The 19,189-nt window shown below is 71.3% G+C and carries 13 protein-coding genes; 7 read left to right on the top strand and 6 right to left on the bottom strand.

Annotated elements, in window-relative coordinates; all coding sequences use genetic code 11:
* Positions 1-3 precede the first annotated feature (3 nt).
* On the bottom strand, positions 4-408 hold the full coding sequence (locus ABT324_RS16770; RefSeq protein WP_351177579.1) for a hypothetical protein: 405 nt from the start codon (positions 406-408) through the stop codon (positions 4-6).
* A gap of 510 nt (positions 409-918) precedes the next feature.
* Here ABT324_RS16770 and ABT324_RS16765 point away from each other — a divergent pair.
* From ABT324_RS16765 to ABT324_RS16750, 4 genes are all read left to right on the top strand, one after another.
* Positions 919-2,661 (top strand): hypothetical protein, encoded by a 1,743-nt coding sequence (locus ABT324_RS16765; protein WP_351177576.1) that lies wholly within the window; start codon positions 919-921, stop codon positions 2,659-2,661.
* A gap of 182 nt (positions 2,662-2,843) precedes the next feature.
* A complete protein-coding gene (locus ABT324_RS16760) occupies positions 2,844-4,067 on the top strand; it encodes an MFS transporter (protein WP_351177573.1) in 1,224 nt (407 codons plus the stop codon).
* A gap of 155 nt (positions 4,068-4,222) precedes the next feature.
* Positions 4,223-6,214, top strand: a complete 1,992-nt coding sequence (locus ABT324_RS16755; RefSeq protein WP_351177570.1) for a PhoX family protein — start codon at positions 4,223-4,225, stop codon at positions 6,212-6,214.
* Positions 6,215-6,398: 184 nt separating this feature from the next.
* The gene (locus tag ABT324_RS16750) at positions 6,399-7,097 is read left to right on the top strand and encodes a hypothetical protein (RefSeq protein WP_351177567.1); all 699 of its coding nucleotides are present in this window, start codon (positions 6,399-6,401) and stop codon (positions 7,095-7,097) included.
* A gap of 41 nt (positions 7,098-7,138) precedes the next feature.
* On the opposite strand, the gene ABT324_RS16745 is transcribed toward ABT324_RS16750, so the two are convergent.
* The 3 genes from ABT324_RS16745 to erm form a co-directional block, all read right to left on the bottom strand.
* Positions 7,139-7,726: a TetR/AcrR family transcriptional regulator gene (locus ABT324_RS16745; protein WP_351177564.1), complete on the bottom strand. Its 588-nt coding sequence runs from the start codon at positions 7,724-7,726 to the stop codon at positions 7,139-7,141.
* Positions 7,723-10,092 carry a PEP/pyruvate-binding domain-containing protein gene (locus ABT324_RS16740; protein ID WP_351177561.1) on the bottom strand — a complete coding sequence of 790 codons (2,370 nt, stop codon included), beginning with the start codon at positions 10,090-10,092 and terminating at the stop codon, positions 7,723-7,725. Before ABT324_RS16740 ends, ABT324_RS16745 begins: the two co-directional genes overlap by 4 nt.
* A 392-nt stretch (positions 10,093-10,484) precedes the next feature.
* The gene (gene erm / locus ABT324_RS16735) at positions 10,485-11,222 is read right to left on the bottom strand and encodes a 23S ribosomal RNA methyltransferase Erm (protein ID WP_351177558.1); all 738 of its coding nucleotides are present in this window, start codon (positions 11,220-11,222) and stop codon (positions 10,485-10,487) included.
* 523 nt (positions 11,223-11,745) lie between these two features.
* Here erm and ABT324_RS16730 point away from each other — a divergent pair.
* Complete coding sequence (locus ABT324_RS16730; protein ID WP_351177555.1) at positions 11,746-13,812, top strand: PhoX family protein; 2,067 nt, start codon at positions 11,746-11,748, stop codon at positions 13,810-13,812.
* 147 nt (positions 13,813-13,959) lie between these two features.
* Complete coding sequence (locus tag ABT324_RS16725; protein WP_351177552.1) at positions 13,960-14,913, top strand: alcohol dehydrogenase catalytic domain-containing protein; 954 nt, start codon at positions 13,960-13,962, stop codon at positions 14,911-14,913.
* Between the two features lie 198 nt (positions 14,914-15,111).
* Here ABT324_RS16725 and ABT324_RS16720 read toward each other — a convergent pair whose 3' ends face one another.
* A complete protein-coding gene (locus ABT324_RS16720; RefSeq protein WP_351177549.1) occupies positions 15,112-16,488 on the bottom strand; it encodes an MFS transporter in 1,377 nt (458 codons plus the stop codon).
* Positions 16,489-16,702: 214 nt separating this feature from the next.
* Positions 16,703-17,965: an MFS transporter gene (locus ABT324_RS16715; RefSeq protein WP_351177704.1), complete on the bottom strand. Its 1,263-nt coding sequence runs from the start codon at positions 17,963-17,965 to the stop codon at positions 16,703-16,705.
* Between the two features lie 170 nt (positions 17,966-18,135).
* Between ABT324_RS16715 and ABT324_RS16710 the strand changes: the two genes are divergently transcribed.
* Positions 18,136-18,819: an SDR family oxidoreductase gene (locus ABT324_RS16710; protein ID WP_351177546.1), complete on the top strand. Its 684-nt coding sequence runs from the start codon at positions 18,136-18,138 to the stop codon at positions 18,817-18,819.
* The last annotated feature ends 370 nt before the right edge of the window (positions 18,820-19,189 follow it).

Genomic DNA, 19,189 nt, shown 5'->3' with positions numbered 1-19,189 from the left:
TGCTCAGGCCGCCGCGCGGGGCGCCATCAGGCGGGCGCGCCGGGAGGCCGAGCACACCACCTGGTGAGCGGGCGCCGACAGGCCGATCCGCGGTGGGCTGATCCAGCGCGGGTCGCGCACCGGCGGCAGCGCGAGGCGGGTGCCGACCGGGACGGCGGTGAGTTCGGGGAGGTCGGCCGGAACTTCGGCGCGCAGCTCGGGCTGGGTGAACAGCACCCAGTCCGAACCGTCGGCGAGCACCGGACCGGCCTGCAGGTGCACGGCCAGCACGTGGTGCACGTGGGCGGCGAAGTCGAGGGGTGCGCGCAGGGCGCTGGCGTGGTCGCCGATGAGGAGCGTGGTGTGGTGGGAGCGCGGGTCGTGCTCGACCCGCCACCCGGCTGCGTGGAACTCGGAGTGGCTGGACATGGTGGTGGTTCCGCGGGCCTTCTGCGGATCGGGGGTGGGTGGCGCGGAGTTGGGGAGGTTCAGCGAGGTGGGTGGCGGCGGCTCCGTTGCCGCCTGGCCGGACGGGTGGACACCTACCTCGCTGTCGGGAGGCCGGGCGGCAGCCAGCTGGGGCAAGTGCTGTCGCCCGGTCGCCGGGACCTCCTCCCTGTTGCGGCTCGGGCCCGCACCGCCGTCCCGGCCGGGTGGGCCAGGGCCGGAGCGGCGGTTCGCGGCTGCCCTCCAGGTGCTTTGCGTTGGGTGTGCCGCTGGTCAGCGGCACCGCGCCGTTTCCGGACGCAGCTGAAGCATGGACCTCTGGCCCTGGTGCTCGAAGCGGGACAAGTACCGACGGGCATACCTAGGCCGCCGCAACTTCACCCGTCAGGGGGTACCGACACGGGTGCACGACCTTGCTTGCGCTACCCGGGTTTCCCGTGCTCGCTCCCTACCCTCGGAGTGATCCGCACACCTGAGCGAGAGGAGCACGCCATGCGCACCACCTTCATCCACGGCGAGGTCGACCGGTTCGAGGCCGCCCGCGCCGAGCTGATCGCCCGGTTCACCCGCAGCCGCCCCGAGCTGGGCGCCGAGCCGCTGCTGGACCAGCTGCTCACCGACAAGTTTGACCGGGACGGCTTGCTGGCCTGGTGGACCGAGGAGGAGCTGGCCAGGTTCCTGGTGGAGGTGGTGCCGCGCCGGGTGGTGCTGGCGGACTGGTCGCTGGCACCTGACTTCCTGCACCAGTGGATCGGCTTCCTCGCCGAGCACGACCTGCTGACCGGCCCGGACCCGGTCGCCGACCTGCACGAGGCGGTGGAGCACGCCACCCCGGACTACCTGGCGGCGATGGCCGAACCGTCCGAGTGGAGCTCGGAGAAGTTCTGGGAGGTCGCGATGCGGGAGCTCGGCGTGGACCCCGAGGACCCACCGGCGGTGGCGGAGTTCTTCGCCGCGGTGGAGGCCGACGAGGTCGAGGTGGACCACGACGTGCTGGAGGAGATCGAGCGCCGCGAGGCGCTGGAGCCGGGCGGCCAGCCCGCGCTGTGGTTGCCGCCGGTCGAGCTGGCCGAGGTCGAACCGCACCGGGTGATCGCCGCGGGTTCACCGGTCGTGCAGCGGATCCGGACCGTGCTCGACTGGCTCGGCGACGGCCGCGACCCGTCCGATGTGGACGAGCTGGTCGCGGCGCTGGGCGGCCGCGCGGAGGACGCCGACCTGCTGCTGGAGTGGGCCGAGCGCGCCGGTCTGGTGCGCCCGTCCGGTGACCTGCTGGTGCGCACCCTGGTCGCCGATCCGCTGCTGGCCCAGCCGGAACTGCTGTGGTCCCGGCTGTGGCAGCGGTTCGTGCTGGTGGACGACGTCTTCCGGGAGCAGCTGGACGTGCTGGCCGACGCCGACGCGCTGCCGGAGATCGTGCAGGCGGCGTTGAGCGTGCTGTACGCCCGGACCGACGCGGTGCCGCTGGAACTGATCGTGGCGATGACCTGCGAGCTGCTCGAGGAGTCGGAACCCGAGGCGCAGGAGGCGGTCCGCGAGGTCGTCTGCCGGGTGCTCGCCCAGTGGGAGTCGATGCAGGCGGTCCGCACGCACGTCAGCACCGAGCCCGAGGAACACACCGTGGTCGAGCTGCTGCCAGCCGGGCTGTGGGCGGCCCGGGAGTCGTTGCGGGCCTTCGGTTTCCAGGTGCCCGCGGTGGACGACGTGGTGACCGCCCCCGCGGAGCTGCTCGCCCTGGCCGTCACGGACACCCCGGCCGACGCGCAGCGGGTGCTGATCGCGCGGTGGATCGAGCACCGCGGCGCCCGGGAGGCGAGCAGCGAGCTGGCCGCGCTGCTGCGCCGGGTGGACGATCCGACGGTCCGGCTGTCGGCGCTGGCCGTCCTGGAGCACACCGGTGCGGAGGGCGTCGCGGCCGCCCGCGACCTCGTCGAGGACCCGGTGGCGGGTCCGGCGGTGCGGGTGTGGTTGCAGGCCGGGCGGACGAGCGCCGACGTGCTCCGCCCGGGTGATGAGCTGCTGTGCGCGCTGGACGGCATGGCGGCCGCGCTGGACGAGGACACCGAGCTGTTCCTCACCGAGTTCGACCAGCACCCGGCGGCCGACCAGCTGTCCTTGGTCACCGAGATCGCCGGGAGCGGGCACGCCAGCGCGGCGGAGGTGCTCGCCGTCATCGCCGAGCACCACCCGGAGGAGGTGGTCGCCGCTGCGGCTCGCGCTGGCGTGAGCAGCTGATCCGGGGCGTGCGGACCGGCCGCGACCGGCCCGCACCCGCCACCTGGTCGAACCGGCCCCACCTCGGTTTCCACTGGTCGGCCCCTTGCGGCGGTGAGCTCCCTCATGTTCGTTTGGGCTGCTAACCAAAAATTGTTAGCCTTGCGAACGAGGTTACTTCCAGCTGCGAGGGGTGTCGGCCGATGAGCGCCGAGCATGACGTTCGGTTTCTCGACGTGTTCAAGGGGCAACCGAGGGCGGTGTGGATCACCGCCTTCGCCGCCGTGATCGCCTTCATGGGCATCGGTCTCGTCGACCCGATCCTGCTGTCCATCGCCGAGGCCCTGCGCGCCGGGCCCGAGCAGGTCACCCTGCTGTTCTCGTCCTACCTGGGCGTGCAGGTCGTGGCCATGCTCATCACCGGCGCGTTCAGCGCCCGCTTCGGCGCGAAGCGGACCGTGGTCACCGGGCTGGTGCTGATCGTCGTCGCCACGCTGCTGTGCGCGCTGGCCAGCTCGATCGGCCAGCTCGTCGCGCTGCGCGCGGTGTGGGGCCTGGGCAACGCGTTCTTCATCGCCACCGCGCTGTCGGTGATCGTCGGTGCGGCCAGCGGCGGTCAGGGCGCCGCCATCATGCTCTACGAGGCGGCGCTCGGCATCGGCCTGTCCACCGGACCGCTGCTGGGCGCCCTGCTGGGCAACATCTCCTGGCGCGGGCCGTTCGCCGGGACCGCGGTGCTGATGGCGATCGCGCTCGTCCTGTCCGCCGGTTTCCTGCCCAAGGACGGCGACCGCGCCGGGCGCGCCAAGGTCCGGCTCCTCGACCCGATCCGCGCGCTCGGCCACGGCGGCCTGCTGCGCACCGCGCTGGGCTCGGCCTTCTACACCGCCGCGTTCTTCATCGTGCTGGCCTGGGCGCCGTTCGTGCTGGAGTTCGGCGCGATCGCGGTCGGCCTGGTGTTCTTCGGCTGGGGTTTGTGCGTCGCACTCGCCGGGGTGTTCCTGGCCCCGCGGTTGGCGGCCCGCTTCGGCGAGGTCGGCGGCACCATCATCGCGGTGCTGGCCTTCGCGGTCCTGCTCGGCGTGATGGCCATCGGCTCCAAGCCCGTGGTGGTCGTCGCGGTCATCCTCAGCGGGCTGGCCTCCGGCCTGCTGAACACCCTGTTCACCGGAACGGCCATGAGCATCAGCAACGCGCCCCGTCCGGTGGCCAGCGCCGGTTACAACTTCCTGCGCTGGCTCGGCGGCGCGGTCGCGGCCACCCTCGTCGGGCACGTCGCAACCTGGTTCGGCTCGGACCACGCGCCGTTCGCCGTCGGCGCGGTGCTCTGCGTGATCGCGGCCGGTCTGCTCTCCCTGGAGCTGCGCTCCAAGGGAGACGCCCACCAGGTCCCCGCCGAGGCCGCGCTGGTCGGCGAGGAGTTCTGAGCCACCCCGACCGGACGGGCCGCCCACGTGGCGGCCCGTTCGTCGTACCGGAGGCAAGTCATCGACAAGAATTCACCTGTTTTCCGCAAAACTCTTGCCGATCGTTCACCTTGGCATACGCTCCAAGCCGTTTCCCGAACTGCTTGGAGGTACCGGTGCCACCACAGCCGGACGAACGCCGACTCCTGCCCCTGCTCTCCACCGGTCGGTCGCGCCTGACCTGCCGCTACCGCTGCGGCGACCAGTGCTCCGAACACCCGCCGAACCCCACGGACAACCCGTACTTCGGCGACCTGCTGGCCGCCGCGCTGGACCGGCGCGGGTTCCTCCGGGCAGGTGCCGTGGTGGCGGCCTCCGCGGCGGTGCTCCCCGGCCTCAGCGCCCGGCCCGCCGCGGCGGCACCCGGCCCGCCCCCAGGTCTGGACTTCACCCCGGTGCGGCCGAACAGCGCGGACGCCGTGGTCGTCCCGGACGGCTACCAGCACGACGTGGTGATCCGCTGGGGTGACCCGATTCTGCCCGGTGCGCCGGAGTTCGACTTCGACAACCAGACGCCCGAGGCCCAGGAAGCCCAGTTCGGCTACAACAACGACTTCTGCGCGCTGCTGCCGCTCGACGGCAAGCGGCGGCTGATGGTGAACAACCACGAGTACACCACCGAGGAGTTCCTGTTCCGCGGCTACGACCCGGACAACCCCACCGAGCAGCAGGTCCGCGTCGCGTGGGCGGCGCACGGGCTGTCCGTGGTCGTGCTCGAAACCGGCGACGGCGCGCCGAAGCCCGTGCTGGACCGGCGCAACCGCCGGATCACCCTCAACACCCCGTTCGAGCTGCGCGGACCGGCCGCGGGCAGCGACCTGCTGAAGACCCCGGTCGACCCGACCGGCACGCGCTCCTTCGGCACCATGAACAACTGCTCCGGCGGCGTCACGCCGTGGGGCACCATCCTGTCCGGCGAGGAGAACATCCACCAGTACTTCGCCAACGCCGACCAGGTCACCGACCCGGCGACGCGGGAACGGCTGGCCCGCTACGGCATCAAGGGCACCGCCACCGAGCGCAAGTGGGAGCGCTTCGACTCCCGCTGGGACCTCGCCCAGCAGGTCAACGAGCCGAACCGGTTCGGCTGGATCATCGAGCTCGACCCCCACGACCCGAGCTCGACGCCGGTCAAGCACACCGCCCTGGGCCGCTTCAAGCACGAGGGCGCCAACATCCGCATCGCCGACGACGGCCGCGCCGTGGCGTACATGGGCGACGACGAGAAGTTCGAGTACCTGTACCGCTTCGTCTCCGACGGCAAGGTCAAGCGCGGCAGCAGCGCCCACGCCCGGCGGCACAACATGGCGCTGCTGGACTCGGGCACCCTCTACGTCGCCAAGCTCACCGGCGACAGCCCGGACGAGATCGACGGCACCGGCGAGCTCCCGGCCGACGGCGAGTTCGACGGCACCGGCGAGTGGATCGCGCTGGCGCACAACGACACCAGCTTCGTGGACGGCATGACCGCCGAGGAGGTCTACGTCTTCACCCGGCTGGCCGCCGACCAGGTCGGCGCCACGAAGATGGACCGCCCGGAGGACGTCGAACCGCACCCGACCACCGGCCGCGTCTACGCCGCGCTGACCAACAACTCCGACCGCGGCCCGGACGGCAAGGCACCCGCCGACGAGCCGAACCCGCGCACCGCCAACAAGCACGGCCAGGTCCTGGAGCTCGACGACGACCCGGCGGGCACCCACTTCACCTGGCGGCTGCTGCTGGTCTGCGGCGACCCCGACGACCCCGCCACCTACTTCGGCGGGTTCGACAAGTCCCAGGTCAGCCCGATTTCCTGCCCGGACAACGTGACCTTCGACAGCCACGGCAACCTCTGGATCAGCACGGACTCCTCGGAAGCCCTGGGCGCCAACGACGGCCTCTACGCCGTCCCGCTGGAAGGCGCGCACCGCGGCCACGTGATGCAGTTCCTGTCCGTGCCGCGCGGCGCGGAGGCCTGCGGCCCGATCGTCCAGGACGACCTGGTCCTGGTCTCCGCACAGCACCCCGGCGAGATCGACGGGGCGAGCGCGGACAACCCGGCCTCGCACTGGCCTGACGGCGGTGACTCCCAGCCCCGCCCCTCGGTGGTGGCCGTCTGGCGCTGATCCGCGCGGTGGGCACCGACGCACCACGGTGCCCACCGCGTTAGTCCACACAGGCCAGTGGTCGCTCCGCGGCGGGAACTGATCTCGATACCAGCGGCCGGGCCGGAACCACCGGTGCCCGCACCACCGTCCCAGAGCTCGTGCGTCGACCCGTCCGGTGGTCGACCCGAGAGGAGGACGTGGAATGTACCCCGAATGGTTGACAGCTGGCCTGACCTACCCCGCGGGCGGTCTGGTGGACCACCTGACCACGGCCACCGAACTCGCCCCGGAGGCGTTGCGCCACGACAGCGGACAGGCCGGGGAGCTGGCCGACTGCATCGCCTACGAGTACAACCACCTCTGGATGAACGCCCTGCACTTCATCGGGCACTGGGCGGATGAGGACGGCAGGACCGACGAGCTGCCGACCGAGTTCTGGGTGCGCGTGGCGCAGGCGGCACACGCCATGGAGTACCCGCAGTTCGTCCCGTACTGCCTCGGCAAGGCCAAGGGCCTCCCGCGCCAGGACCCGGGTGACCTGATGGCGGCGTTCAGCACCCTGCCGTCCGTCGTCGAGGTCCCGGACGACCTGCGCGAGCTCTGCCTCGAAGCGGCCGACCACCTGCACGAGGACGACCCGGCGACCGCGCGGATGGACCTGGACGAGCTGGCCGCGCACCTGCGCGACGGCGCGTACGACCGGCTCGGCGAAGAACTGAGCGAGCTGTTCACCGACGCCTTCGACGACCTCTTCGACCTGGTCACGAGCCCGGACTTCCCGGCTGAGCACGCCAGGCACGCCTGGGCGGTGATCGGCGCGAACCCGTTCCGGGTGGTCCTCGGCGAGGGGATGTTCCCGACGACCGAAGCCCACCCCTGGTGGCGCGCCCTCTCCTCGTGAGTGGCGATGGTCGTCCTCACCACCACCGCCACTCACGAGTGCTACTTCGTGAACAGCGGGACCAGCACGTCGTCCACGATCTCCACGATCACCTCGTCCGGGATCGGGGTGCCGCCGAAGAGGAACTGCTGGCGGAGCATCGCTTGGCCGACCTCCAGGCGGCGGGCCGGGACCTCCGCCGGTACCTCGCCGCGCTCGACCGCCCGCCGGATGACCTCCGCCATCGTCCGCCTACCCCGCGCTCGGGAGAAGCGGCGCAGCCGCACCATCCGGTCCTCGTCCGCCAGCACGTCCCCGAGCAGGCCCCGCAGCGCCTCACCCGCCGGGCCCGCCAGCACCTCGGCGTGGTGGCGCAGCATCGCGAGCAGGTCGCCGCGCAGGGTGCCGGTGTCAACCGCCTCGTCCGGTTCCGGCCAGGCGCTGTAGACGGCGGCGAGCACCAGCTCCACGCGGCTCGACCACCTCCGGTACAGCGACGCCTTGCCGGTCCTGGCGCGTTCCGCGACGCGTTCCATGGTCAGGCCCGCGTAGCCGACCTCCGCCAGTTCGGCCAAGGTCGCCGCGAATATCGCGGCGGTGAGCTCGTCGCCGCGGCGGCGGGGGAGCTTGCGGTGGTCGGTCGTGGTCATGCGGCGGGCTCCTCGGGGTGCGCCGGGACGACCCGCCCGGTGCCGCCGTCGACGGTGATGACCATCCCGTCGGTGATCTCGCTGGTGCCGGTCGCCGTGCCCATCACCGCCGGGATGCCGTACTCGCGGGCCACGACCGCGGCGTGCGAGGCGGGGCCGCCGGAGTCCACCACCACCGCCGCGGCGCGCTGGAACAGCGGTGTCCACGACGGGTTCGTGTAGCGGCAGACCAGCACGTCACCGCTGCCCAGCCGGGGGAACTCGGCCGGTTCGCGGATGATCCGGGCCGGGCCGGTGGCCCGGCCGCCGCTGGCCGGGGTCCCGGACACCAGCGCGTCAGCGCCGTCCTCGCGCGGGAAGACCGAGCTCGGGTCGATGAGCCGGACCCCCGCCAGCTCCTCGCGGCGGGCCGACCGGGCTGCGACGAGCCCGCGCAGCCGCTCGGCCCGGGACGGGTCGCTGATCGCCTCCAGCTCCTCCAGCCGCAGGTGGAAGACCTGCTCCGGCTCGTCGAGCACTCCGGCGCCGACCAGTCGGCGACCGATCTCCAGCAGTGACCGGCGCAGGATCGGCTGCGGCATCGTGAAGTAGAAGTGGCTGTCCTCGCGGAAGGCGACACCGTCGCGGGCGCGTCGCAGCCACCGGCGCAGGAGCGGGCTGCGCAGCTCCCGGTCCGCGCGCCTGACGGGATTGGGCTCTCCAGCGGCCAGCACCTTGACCAGTCCGAGCACCGTTGCCGGCGATTCGCCCCAGGTCGGCGGTGTGACCAGGACCGGGGTTTCGGTCTCGCGGTGGCCGTACTCGGCCAGGAACGCCGCGAAGTCCGCCTGGAACTCCGGGAAGTCGGCCAGCCCCGCCGGGTCGAGGCCGTCGACCGCCGCCTTCAGCTGCGGATCCGCCCGCACCTGGGCGGCCAGGGACTCCAGCGCGCGGTTGGCGTCCGAGGTGCGGGTGTGCGCGCCAGCGATCAGATCGCCCATCAGCTCCGAGCGCCCGATGACCTTGAGCGCGATGAGCAAGCGCAGCAGCGACAGCCCGGTCGCCGGGAGGTAGTCGATGCGCAGGTCGGCGACCGGGTCCACCGCGTCGAGCGCCCGCCCGGGCACGCGGACCAGCTCCGACCACGGCATCGCCGCCAGGTCGAGGGCGGCGAGCTCGCGGATGTCGGCTCGGAACCGGATGAACCGCGGATCCGCCGTCCAGCGCGCCGGGTCGTAGCGGCAGGCGCGGGAGAGCAGCTCGAACGGCGTCGCCAGCATCCGCAGCGACGGGCGCGGCGACGGCGGGATCATCCGGTCCACCACGCCGTCGACCTCCGGCAGGAAGTTCTCGAACGCGCCCCGGAGCCCGTAGGCGCTGGTCACGCGGGCCATCAGCCCGACCGGACCGCGCGGTACCCATGTCGACATGTCGATCGGGTACGGCCGGTGCGGGATGTACTCGAGCAGGATCGAGCCGAGCTTGCGCTGGACGCGGTTCAGCTCCAGCGGCGGCGGCGGCAGCGCCGTCATCGGCCTGGCCTGCAACAACAGCACCCGACCAGCTGCGCAGGCCCACTCGATGTCCTGCGGGCGCCCGAAGTGCGCGGCGACCTCGGTGCCGAGCCGCGCGAGCTCCGCGAGCACCTCGTCGGGCAGCCGCTCGGCGACGGCACCGGTCTGCTCGGTGACGCCGCCGCCCGCCTTGCTCCTGATCACCACCTCGCGGCGACCCGGCGACCACTCGTGGACCTGCCCCTCCGGCGTCAGCACGTAGTGGTCGGGTGTGACCAGGCCGGAGACCACCGCCTCGCCCAGGCCACTGCTCGCGTCGACCACGAGCTGCTGCCGATCACCGGTGACCGGGTTCGCGGTGAACACGACCCCGGCGGACTCGGCGTCGACCATCCGCTGCACCACCACCGCGATGCGCACGTCCTCCGGCGGGATGCCGCGCTTGTCCCGGTAGGCGATCGCGCGGTCCGTCCAGAGCGAACCCCAGCAGCGGCGCACCGCGTCGAGCAGCGCCGCCTCGCCGACGACGTTGAGGTAGGTGTCCTGCTGCCCGGCGAACGCGGCTCCGGGCAGGTCCTCGGCGGTGGCGCTCGACCGCACCGCGACCGGGCCGCCTGCCAGGTCGCGGTAGGCGGTGGTGATGGCCTGGCGCAGCTCGTCGGGCACGGGGACCGCTTCGAGCTCGGTTCGCAGTTCGGCCGGGTTGTCGGGGTTCGTCGACCTCGCGACCAGGGTGTAGGCGTCGGTGGTGATCACGAAGCCGTCGGGGACGGAGAAACCGGCGTTGACGAGGTCGCCCAGGTTCGCCGCCTTGCCCCCGGCGGTCGCGAGGTCGGCTCGGGTGAATGCCCGGAGTGGGCGGACCAGGTCCACGGGGACCTCCCCAGGAGACGGAGCGTTCACTAGTGAACGTAGACCTGGGTTGGTTGAGAACGCAACGTTCACTAGGGGCGGGGGCGGTCGTACCGGGGGTTGGGTGCCTGGTTGGGTTTGGGTTCGAAGCGGTGGGGTTGGTTGCGTTGGGTTGATGCAATTTCAATCGAAATTGCCGTCGTTCTCGACGGAACCTGCGGTGGGGCGGTGAGGCAGTTTCAATCGAAATTGCAACCCTCACCACCCCTCGGTCGGCCGCAGGAGAGGCCTTGGCCTTGACCTTGGTTCTTGGTCCCTAGCCTTGGTTCTTGGGCCTGGCTTTGGCCTTCGTTCTCGGTCCTTGGTCTTGGCTCTGGTCCTTGGCTTTGGTTCTGGGGTCTTCGGGGTTGTGGTCAGGTGGTCCTGGTGTAGAGGCGTGGCCAGGCTTCGGTGGGGAGGTCTTTGGGTAGGGGCGGCAGGTCCCTGATGTGGTGACCGGTTGCGTTGCGGACGATTTCCGTCATTCCTCGGCCCCTACCGGTGAACACTGCTTCGACGAATTCCTGGTAGCTGCGTTGGTGTTTCAGGGGCAGCAGGGGTCGGGGTCTCCTGGTGAGTTTGAGGACTCCGCCGTCCGCTGCCGGTTGGGGGCGGAATGAGCGGGCTGGGACCTTGCCGTGGAGGTGGAACTCGTACCAGGGGGCCCACTGGGCGTTCAGTTGGTTGGTGGCCTTCGCACGCTTACGGGCGACTTCCCACTGGACCAGCAGGACCGCTTCTGACCAGGACTCCTCGGCCAGCAGGCGGCGTGTCATCGAGGTCGTGAGACCGAAGGGGAGGTTGCCGATCACCGCGTGCTCCGACGAGGGGAAGCGGTAGTCGAGCATGTCGCAGCGGACCACGCGGACGCGCGGGAAGGCTTCCCGGAGGTGGTTCGCCCAGTGCGGATCGAGTTCGACGGCGACCACCTCTCGTCCACTGTGGACCAGGTGGCGGGTGATCGCGCCGCTTCCGGCGCCGAGTTCCACGACCGGGGTCTGGGTTGGTTCCAGGAGGTCGACCAGGTGGCGGGCTGCGCCTTCGTCGACCAGGAAGTTCTGGCCCAGTTCGCGGCGCGCGTGGTCGCGCGCCGACCTGCGGCGGGTGGACATGGTGAGCTTCTCCTGCGCTTCGCGGACCGGTGGGAACCGGGCCCCGCGAGCACAGGTCGGCGTGGCACCTCAAGGCACGACGGACCGCGCGTCGGAGCGGGAGCCCGGACGCGGACGGCGGCGCCAAGAGCGGTTGCTGCGCCGCCTAGGCGGAGCGCAGCCGCGCGATGACGACAACGGCGAAGGAAGCCATGGCGCGAAGTTAGCAGCAGGACAACGCCGGGCGACACCGATTTTTCCGGGCCCACGACCGGCGTTCAGTCCCGGGACGAATTGCTGCCCAGCTCGGCGGCGAGGCTAGCGGTAGTCCACGGCCTCCCGGTGGACCGTCGACCCGCCACGCCCCCGCTCTCGAACACCGATGTGATCGAGCCACTACCCCGTGTCACCTCTTTTGGCAGATCAGCGGGCAGTTTCGACAACTCTGCGCCGCAAGTTCGGCCGTCGTTCACCTCCGCGTACTGGAACCATCGCCTGATCGCCTTAGCGTCCGGTTGTTCCCGACGAGCACTTGGAGGTCCGCTTGTCTCCCCGACCGGACAACGGGCGGGTCATCCCGCTGCCGCTGCTTCCCCACCACTCGGCGAACCGCGCCTCGGTGACCTGCAAGTACCGGTGCGGCAACGCCTGCGCGCACGAAGCGCCCAACACCTCGGGCAACTCCTACTTCGGCGACATCGTCGAAGGCGCGCTCAGCCGGCGCAACGCGCTGAAGGCCAGCGGCGCCTTCGCGCTGGCCATCGGTGGCGCGGCCGCGCTGACCGGCACCGCGGCCGCCGCTGCGCCAGCGCCGCTGCGCCGACCAGGCCACGGGAGCATCCCGGGCACCGACTTCACCGCGGTCGCCCCGAACACCGAAGACGCCGTGGTCACCGCGGAGGGCTACGAGCAGGGCATCGTGATCCGCTGGGGCGACCCGGTAGTGCCCGGCGCCCCCGAGTTCGACTTCGCCAACCAGACCGCTGCCGCGCAGGAGCAGCAGTTCGGCTACAACAACGACTTCGCCGAGCTGGTCCCCCTGGACGGCAGCGGCAAGCGGAACCTGCTGGTGGTCAACCACGAGTACACCACCGAAACCCACATGTTCACCGGGTACGACGAGAACAACCCGACCGAGGAGCAGGTGCGCATCGCGTGGGCCGCGCACGGCCTGTCGGTCGTCTACGTCGAGCGGGAGCGCCGGGGCGGCCTCCAGGTGCGACCGAGCCGGTACAACCGCCGCATCACCCTGAACACACCGTTCGAGCTGCGCGGACCGGCCGCGGGCAGCGACCACCTCAAGACCTCCGCCGACCCCACCGGCACCACGGTGCTCGGCACGCAGAACAACTGCGCGGGCAGCCTGACGCCGTGGGGCACCATCCTGTCCGGCGAGGAGAACTTCAACCAGTACTTCGCCAACGCCGACTCGATCACCGACCCGGTCGCCAAGGAGCGCCTCGCCCGCTACGGCTTCAAGGGCACGACCAGCACCCGCAAGTGGGAGCAGTTCGACAGGCGCTGGGACCTCGCGCAGGAACCCAACGAGGCCAACCGCTTCGGCTGGATCGTCGAGATCGACCCGCACGACCCGCGCTCCACGCCGATCAAGCACACCGCGCTCGGCCGGTTCAAGCACGAGGGCGCGGCGGTCAAGGTCGCCGAGGACGGCCGGGTCGTCGCCTACTCCGGTGACGACGAGCGCTTCGACTACATCTACAAGTTCGTCTCCCACGGCAAGATGAAGAAGGGCAGGAGCGCGCACGCCCGGCGGCACAACATGACGCTGCTCGACGACGGCACGCTCTACGTCGCGAAGTTCAGCGGCAACAGCCCGGCGGGCGAGATCGACGGCACCGGCAAGCTGCCCTCCGACGGCGCCTTCGACGGCACCGGTGAGTGGATCCCGCTGGCCAGCGGCGACAAGTCGTTCGTGCCCGGCTTCACCGCCGAGGAGGTCTACATCTTCACCCGCCTCGCCGCCGACGCGGTGGGCGCGACCAAGATGGACCGGCCGGAGGACATCCAGCCGAACCCGGTCAACGGCCGCATCTACTGCGCGCTGACCAACAACTCCAACCGCGGGTCGACCGGCAACGCCGCACCGGACGAGGCCAACCCGCGGGTCGGCAACAAGCACGGCCACGTGCTGGAGATCGACGACGACGCCACCGGCACCGAGCTGCGCTGGAACCTGCTGCTGGTGTGCGGCGACCCGAACGACCCGAGCACCTACTTCGGCGGCTTCGACAAGTCGCGGGTCAGCCCGATCTCGTGCCCGGACAACGTGGCCTTCGACCGGCACGGCAACCTGTGGATCTCCACCGACGGCAACGCGCTGGACAGCAACGACGGCCTGTTCGCGGTGCCGGTGGACGGCCCGGAGCGCGGCTTCGTCAAGCAGTTCCTGACCGTGCCGAACGGCGCGGAGACCTGCGGCCCGGTGGTCCGCGACACCCTGGTGACGGTGAGCGTCCAGCACCCGGGCGAGCTCGACGGCGCGAGCGCGGACAACCCGGCCTCGCACTGGCCCGACGGCGGTGACTCCCAGCCGCGCCCGTCCGTCGTGGCGGTGTGGCGCAAGGACGGCGGTGAGATCGGCCGACGCTGATCCCACCTTGCGAGCGCGGGGGTCTCCGGCACGGACCGGAGGCCCTCGTTGCGCTCCCGGGTTGAGCGCGCGCCTGCCCGGGACCAGCGGGGCGCGCCCTGTGTTGGTGCGCCGATGTTGTTCACCGCTGCGGCCTAGCATCGCGTCATGCGCGCGGTCACCATCGCCAGTGGTCGGTTCGAGCTCCGGCAGCGCCCGGACCCCGTCCTCCAACCGGACCAGGTCCTCATCGGTGTCCGCGGGGCCGGGCTCAACGCCGCGGACCTGCAGCAAGCGCGCGGGGACTACCCGGCGCCCACCGGCTGGCCCGCCGACATCCCCGGGTTGGAGGTCTCCGGCGAAGTCCTCGAAGTGGGCTCGTCGGTGCGAGGTGCCCAGGTGGGCGATCGCGTGATGGCGCTGGTCGGTGGCGGTGGACATGCCGAGCGCATCGCCGTGCCCACCGACCTGCTCCTCCCGGTCCCGGACACCACCCCATGGTCGCAGGCAGGTGGGTTCCCGGAGGCGTTCAGCACCGCGTGGGACGCGCTCGTCACCCAGGCGGGCATCGCAGCCGGGGAGCGGGTGCTGATCACCGGTGCGGCGGGCGGGGTCGGCACCGCGATGGTCCAGATCGCCGCGATCTCCGGAGCCGACGTGGTCGCGAGCGTGCGGCGCACCGAGCTCCACGGCGAGGTCGCTTCGCTCGTGCCGGAGAACGGTCGCCTCGAGGTCGTCACGCCAGACGGTGAGGCCGACTGCGGACCATTCGACGTCATCGTCGAACTGGTCGGTGGAGACGACTGCCTGGACCGCGTGCAGCTGCTGCGGACCGGCGGGCGGATCCTGATCGTGGGCGTCCAGGGAGGGATGACCGCTCCGCTGAGGATGTTCGACCTCATGCTCAAGCGCGCCCGCCTCATCGGGACCACCATCCGCGGCCGCAGTCCCGCGGAGAAGGCGCTGCTGGCGCACCGCCTCCGCACCCACGTCGTCCCGCTCCTGGCGCAGGGCCGGGTTCGGGTTCCGATCGAAGCGACCTACCCCCTCCAAGCCCACGACGACGCGTACACCCACCTGTCCGGGGCGGGGAAGTTCGGAAAGATCGTCCTCACTCCCTGAACACCGGTCGGGTCAGGCGGGGAGTGCGTGCGTGGGGCGGTCTTTGAGAGCAGTGGTCGCCGCGACCATCACCAGGTGCGGGAACCACTCCCTCGAATGAGGTTCGGTGTTGGGTGTGGACCTGGAACTCCTCGGTCTGGCGTTCTCACCGCAGGAGCCGGGCAGGCGGTAGGAGGGTCTTCGCCTGCCCGGCCCTGTTCAGGCGTTCTGCGGTTCCTCGATGCGCCAAGCGATCAGGGCAGCGGCGAGGAGACCCACCAACGCCAACGCGCAGCTGGCGGTGAAGGGGTCGACGCCGGGGACCGCGGGCGCGAAGCCGACTCCGATGTAGAGCGTGACACCCGACGAGCCGCCGAGTTGGTCGGCGGCGCGCTGGACACCCGAGGCGACTCCCGCGTCGTCGTCCGTGACCCCGGTGACCGCCGCGTGCTGGAGGCCGACCAGGCCGAAGCCCATGCCCGCGGCGATCAGGATCATCGCCGGGATCGTCTCGACCGCTCCCGCGCCGAAGTGGGCGCCTGCGGCGATGGCGGCCATGCCCGCCGCGGTCGACGCGATGCCGACGACCGCGCAGGTTCGCGAACCCCAGCGCCCCACGACACGGGGCACGAACGTCGCTGCCGCGACCAGCGCCACCGCCAGGGGGAGCAGCGCAACTCCGGCGGCGAACGGCGTCAGTCCCGCGCGTTGCTGGAGCTGGAAGGTGAACAGCAGGAACGACGTCGACAACGCGGCGCTGAGCAGCGCAGTCGCGAGGTTGGCGCGCACCCTCGTGCGGTTGCGGAAGAACGCCAGCGGGACCAGCGGATTCGGCGCCCGGCGCTCCACGACGACGAACAGGGCGCTCGCGAGCACCGCGCCGATCAGGGCCAACGGTGCCAACCCGCCCTCGCCCGCTTCGACGACGCCGAGCACGAAGAGCAGGGGAGCGGCCGTGAGCAGCAAGGACCCGGGCAGGTCCAGCGGCTTGCGCTCCCCCGGCGGGTCAGCCGGGACGAGGACCAGCGCCGCGCAGGCCACGTACAGGGTGAACGGGACGGCGACCGGGAAGATCCACCGCCAGCCGAGCAGTTCGGTGATGACGCCTGAGAGCACGAACCCCAGCACGAGACCGGCGCTGGCGACGACCGCCCACACGCTCAGCGCCCGCGTTCGGCGCGGGCCTTCGGGGAAGGTCAGCACGATCATCGCCATCGCCGCCGGGAGCGCGATCGCCTCGCCCACGCCCTGCAGCAGTCGTGCGACCACCAGCAGCGGGAACGTCGGTGCCAATCCGGCGAGGAGGGAGGCCGCGCCGAACACCGCGGTGCCGACCAGCAGCACCCGGCGTCGGCCGAGCACATCGCCCAAGCGGCCGCCGAGCATGAGCACACCGCCGCCGGTGACGGCGTAGCCGACGACCACCCAGGTCAGCACGCGCTCGTCCACGCCGAACTCGACGCCTATCGACGGCAGGGCGATGTTGACCACCGTGACGTCGACAGCGATCAGGAACTGGAGCATGGCCAGGGACCCGAGGACCAGCCATGGCCGCGCGCCGGTGGTCCGGCGCTGGACGGGGATGTCCGATTGCAAGGAGAACTCCGTTGCTCGAAGTGGATCCGAGCAGCACGAAACTGCCGCTTCGGTCTGGACGCGAAGCAGCGGAACGTTCAGGAGGACCGCGCCGCCGCTAGGAGCGGGGCGTGCGGGTCACAGCCGCAGCGGCTGCGGCGGAAGCAGCGGACATGGCGGCGAGGCTAGCAGGAACGGGCAGGGCCAGTCGCGGCATTTTCCGCGCCTGAACCGGTCAGGTGTGGTCCGGGGAGTCCGAGCGTGGGGCGGCCTTCAGGACGATCACGGTGATGGCCGCTGCGACCATCACGATGCCGACGACCCACAGGCCGGTGCGCTGCGATCCGGTCGCGTCCTTGAGGGCTCCGGTGATGTAGGGCGCAGCGAAACCGCTGATGTTGCCCAGCGAGTTGATCAGCGCGATGCCGCCCGCTGCCGCCGCACCGGCCAGGAAGTTGCTGGGCAGCGCCCAGAACGTCGGCAGCGCCGAGCAGACACCGACCGCGCACACCGTCACCGCGACCATCGCCAGGAACGGATTCCCCAGGTACAGCGCGATCGGGATGCTCACACCGCCGAGCAGCAGCGGCAGCGCGACGTGCCACACGCGTTCCCGCTTCCGGTCGCCGTGCGCGCTCCACACCACCATCGCCACCGCACCGATCACGTAGGGGACCGCCGTGATCAGGCCGGTTTCCATGGTCGACAGCTCGGTGCCGTACTGCTGCTCGAAGCCCTTGATGATGGTGGGCAGGAAGAACCCGAGCGCGTACAGGCCGTAGGCGATGCCGAAGTACACGAACGCCAGGGCCAGGATCCGCGGGTGGGTGAGGGCCTTGCGCAGCGGCCAGCTGTGCTCGGCCTCGGTCTGCGCGCGCTCGGCCGCCAGCTGGTCATCCAGCCAGGTGCGCTCCTCGGCGGTGAGCCACTTCGCCTCCGACGGGCGGTCGGTCAGGTAGAACCAGGTGACGAACGCCAGCAGCATCGCCGGCACGCCCTCGACCAGGAACATGAACCGCCAGCCGGACAGGCCGAAGATGCCGTGTCCGCTGCTGATCAGCGCGCTGGACACGGTCGCCCCGATTGCGCTGGACACCGGTACTGCCGTCATGAACAGCGCGACCGCCTTCGCCCGCTGCGCGGCCGGGAACCAGTACGTCAGGTACAGGATGATCCCCGGGAAGAACCCGGCCTCGGCCACCCCGAGCAGGAAGCGCAGCACGACCAGGGTGGTGGCGTTCGGCACGAACGCCATCGCGGTCGCCACCGCGCCCCAGGTGATCATGATGCGGGCGAGCCACTTGCGCGCCCCGAACCGGTGCAGCGCGAGGTTGCTCGGCACCTCCAGCACCAGGTAGCCGAGGAAGAAGATCCCCGAGGCGAAGCCGAAGACCGTCGCGGTCAGGCCGAGCTCGTCGTTCATCCCGTTCGGGCCGGCGAAGCCGATGTTGACCCGGTCCAGGTAGTTGACGAAGTACAGCAGGCACAGGAACGGCATCAGCCGCACCGCGACCTTGCGCAGGATCCGGTTCTGCACGACGGCAGGGGCGTCCTCGACTCCGCTCACGCGAGTGACCTAAGTCCCCTGCCCCTTCCGGGTCAAGGGGCTGCCCGCCGGTTGGGACGGCCGGTGACCGCGCCAGGACCCGCCGACGTTACCGTTGAGGCATGCCCGAACGCCCAATTGCCCTGGTCACCGGTGCCTCACGAGGCATCGGTGCCGCCGTCGCCCGCTCGCTCTCCGACACGCACGATCTGCTGTTGGGCGGGCGCGACGCCGACGCGCTGCAAGCACTCGTCGACGAGCTCCCCGGCGCCAAGCCGTGGCCGGTGGAACTCACCGACCACCAGGCCGTCGCCGACGCGGTCGCCGACATCGACCGGCTCGACGTCGTGGTGCACAGCGCCGGTCTGGTGGAGCTGGCCACGGTCGCCGACACCACCAGCGACTCCTGGCGGCGCACGTTCGAGCTGAACCTGTTCGCGGTCACCGAGCTGACCCGGCTCCTGCTGCCCGCGCTGCGCGCGAGCCAGGGCCACGTCGTGCTGGTCAACTCCGGCGCCGGGCTGTCCGCGAAGCCGAACTGGGGCTCCTACGCCGCGAGCAAGTTCGCACTGCGCGCCTTCGCCGACGTGCTCCGCGCCGAGGAAGCCGCCAACGGCGTGCGGGTCACCTCGGTGTTCCCCGGCCGCACCGCCACCGACATGCAGCGCAACGTCCGCGAGCAGGAGCAGGCCGAGTTCCAGCCGGAGCACTACCTGCGCCCCGAGTCGGTGGCCGGGCCGATCGTGTCCGCGGTCCACGCCAGCGCCGACGCCCACCTGACCGAGATCGTCATCCGGCCGTCCTGACCAGCACCGCGCAGCGACCGGGCCTCGGCTCCAGCCTGACGGCGGTCAGCGGCGCTGGGGCCCCGCCGGGCCGAACCGGGCCTGCCCCGGCGCGGCCCGGCCACCGCCCAGCCGCGAGCGCGACTCAACCCGACGGCTCAAACCCCGGGTAGCGCGGCCCTGCGGCGCAACCACACGGATCAATCCCAGTGCGGCTCCCCCGCAAGGCCCTGCGCCAGGTGCCGAGCCCGCGGTGCGGCCCCATACGGCTCACCCGCAGGCCTACCCCAGCTGCCGGGCCTCGCGGTTCATCCCCGGCACGGCTCACCCACACAGCTCGCCCCCGATGCTGAGCCTCTCGCGGTTCGGCTCCGGTGCGGCTCACCCACAC

The organism is Saccharopolyspora sp. NPDC000359 (genome assembly GCF_040300525.1).
Taxonomy (GTDB): Bacteria; Actinomycetota; Actinomycetes; order Mycobacteriales; family Pseudonocardiaceae; genus Saccharopolyspora.
The sequence above is the reverse complement of the archived record's forward strand: the minus strand, read 5'-3'. Positions and strand labels throughout refer to the sequence as shown.

What these genes read in the sequence shown, in the direction of transcription:
- ABT324_RS16770 (WP_351177579.1), bottom strand. Translation starts at nt 408, where the DNA reads ATGTCCAGCCACTCCGAGTTCCACGCAGCCGGGTGGCGGGTCGAGCAC.
- ABT324_RS16765 (WP_351177576.1), top strand. Translation starts at nt 919, where the DNA reads ATGCGCACCACCTTCATCCACGGCGAGGTCGACCGGTTCGAGGCCGCC.
- ABT324_RS16760 (WP_351177573.1), top strand. Translation starts at nt 2,844, where the DNA reads ATGAGCGCCGAGCATGACGTTCGGTTTCTCGACGTGTTCAAGGGGCAA.
- ABT324_RS16750 (WP_351177567.1), top strand. Translation starts at nt 6,399, where the DNA reads ATGTACCCCGAATGGTTGACAGCTGGCCTGACCTACCCCGCGGGCGGT.
- ABT324_RS16745 (WP_351177564.1), bottom strand. Translation starts at nt 7,726, where the DNA reads ATGACCACGACCGACCACCGCAAGCTCCCCCGCCGCCGCGGCGACGAG.
- erm (WP_351177558.1), bottom strand. Translation starts at nt 11,222, where the DNA reads ATGTCCACCCGCCGCAGGTCGGCGCGCGACCACGCGCGCCGCGAACTG.
- ABT324_RS16725 (WP_351177552.1), top strand. Translation starts at nt 13,960, where the DNA reads ATGCGCGCGGTCACCATCGCCAGTGGTCGGTTCGAGCTCCGGCAGCGC.
- ABT324_RS16715 (WP_351177704.1), bottom strand. Translation starts at nt 17,965, where the DNA reads ATGCCGTTCCTGTGCCTGCTGTACTTCGTCAACTACCTGGACCGGGTC.
- ABT324_RS16710 (WP_351177546.1), top strand. Translation starts at nt 18,136, where the DNA reads ATGCCCGAACGCCCAATTGCCCTGGTCACCGGTGCCTCACGAGGCATC.